Genomic DNA, 1,902 nt, shown 5'->3' on the forward strand with positions numbered 1-1,902 from the left:
GCCACATACAGGTCCATCTCCCCCCGGCCCAGGCCCAGGTAGCGGGCGGCGATGGCCACGCCCCCGGCCACCAGGAGGAGGGGGAAGAGGGCCACCCCCCGCTCCTCCCGCCGGGCCAGCCCCTCGGCGTAGCCCGTGCCCACATCCCGGTTCCGCACGATGTCCTCGGCGCTCACGTAGCGCACCAGGCGCTCTATCTCCCCCGGTACACCCCCGGAGAGGGCCACTCGGGACCACCACCGACTGCCACTCGAACGGGGTCTGGTGCCCGCCTGAGGAGGGCCCCTTCCTGAGGCCCCCACGGGGGCTACGCCGTGCAGCTCAGCAGGATGGACAACAAGAGTCCGGGGAACGTCATCGCCACCCTGCCCGCTATGGTGACGAGGACGCCGTCCCCGGCGTGGGCATCGAGGACCACAGGACCGCGGGGGCCGGCTTGTTTTACTCCACACCGCTTTGGGTAAAACAAGCTCCGGGGTTGTTTTACTCCCCTTTCACAAGTTGCACGAGGAGCACAAACGCGGATCGTCTTGTCCCCTTCCAACCAGTTTCCGAGGGTGTACACCCTTAGGCCTTGACACGATTGCATCTTTGTGCCTTACTGGGGGCAATGAAAAAAGCCCTTATTTCTTTGGTTCTCCTCCTTGGGCTGGCCCACGCCCAGATTGATCGCTTCACTCTTCAGACGCGTCTTGGTTATGGCGAAATGCTTGGGCTTACTTTCGGAGCGGGGATGGAAATTTACTTTTTTCAGACCTTGGCGGGTCGCCTGATGGCGGGGATCGCCCCCCTTCCCCCCGGCGGCACCGTTATTGACATTGCCCTCCTGCTCAAGCCGGTTCTTGCCTGGCCGGGCTCGAGCTTCGCCCTCCTTCCTTACTTCGGCGGTGGTTTTGGCGTCCTAGCAGGGCGGGATTTCGCCGGTGGGCTGGGCCTTGTTGCGGGGCTGGAACTCCTTTTAGAGGAAATCCGTTTGGATGGCGGGCGTATAGCCGTTTTTGTTGAGGGAAACTACCTCGGCCTAGGCACTGGCTTAAGCTCACCTACGTGGCACTTTGCCCTAGGGGTAAGCATCCATTACTACGAGTGATAAAGGGCCGGCCCTCTGGCCGGCCCCTTTGCTACCTTTGCTAGCGGTTCAGGGTAGCGGTACAGGCTCCCACATCCTTGAGGCCGCTAATCTGACCGTTGGCATCGGTGCGGAAAATCTGGAGGGTTCCCTTGAGGCTGGCGGCATTACCCTGCTCTTCAAAGCGGCAGCGGAGCCAGAGCCGGTGGCTGTTGTCCCCATCCGGAACCGTCATGTCGAGCAGAGCAGCCCCGCTGCGGCCCATGTAGAAGTAGGCCACCATCCTGAAGCCATCCTTGAAGACTACGGTTCCCTTGGGGTCGCCATCGCTGTCGCGCTCGGAGAGGGTGACGGTGCCGACGTCGTTCAGGTCTTTGCCATCCAAGTCTTTGCCCGTCACGCTGACCTGCCAGCGCTGCCCCACGGCCAGCCTAGGGGGCCAGGCGGCCTGGGGTTGCTGAGGCTGGGGGTTGAGTCGGCTGGCCACACAGATACCAATTTCTTCGGCATCGGAGTTGGCGTCCTTGAACACAAACAGCTTGCCCTGGATGGTCCCTCCCCCGCTTTGGGGGTCGAAGCGGCAGCGGGCCAGCGGATACTGGCCGCCAATGTTCAAGCGCAGGATGTTGTCTTGCAGGAAAAACAGAGCCTCGGTGCGGCGGCTGCCCAGGATGGCCGTGGCCTCAAAGTCGCCGTCCGCATCCTTCCCGCCCACCACCACCGACCATTCCCCGGTCCACTGGCCACCCAGAATCTTCACCTGCCAGGTCTGGCCGGTGCTGAGGGCTGGGGGCCAGGCGGGGCTGGCGGCCACCTGCGGCTGGGGCTGGGGT

2 protein-coding genes and 1 pseudogene are annotated in these 1,902 nt (G+C 63.5%); 1 reads left to right on the forward strand and 2 read right to left on the reverse strand.

The window, feature by feature from the left end; translation table 11 throughout:
* Positions 1–227: pseudogene (locus Mlute_RS15175) on the reverse strand (ATP-binding protein); the annotation flags it as partial.
* A 506-nt stretch (positions 228–733) separates the two neighbouring features.
* Between Mlute_RS15175 and Mlute_RS15180 the strand changes: the two are divergent.
* Entirely contained in the window at positions 734–1,090 is a 357-nt protein-coding gene (locus tag Mlute_RS15180; RefSeq protein WP_147371139.1) for a hypothetical protein, read from the forward strand.
* A 40-nt stretch (positions 1,091–1,130) separates the two neighbouring features.
* Here the strand turns inward: Mlute_RS15180 and Mlute_RS15785 are convergent.
* Positions 1,131–1,902 (reverse strand): hypothetical protein (locus tag Mlute_RS15785; RefSeq protein WP_182482599.1); only part of this gene is annotated, 772 nt, incomplete at its 5' end.

This window comes from Meiothermus luteus (assembly GCF_003574085.1).
GTDB lineage: Bacteria > Deinococcota > Deinococci > Deinococcales > Thermaceae > Meiothermus > Meiothermus luteus.

Coding starts and splice junctions, on each gene's coding strand:
- Mlute_RS15180 (WP_147371139.1), top strand. CDS start 734: ATGGAAATTTACTTTTTTCAGACCTTGGCGGGTCGCCTGATGGCGGGG.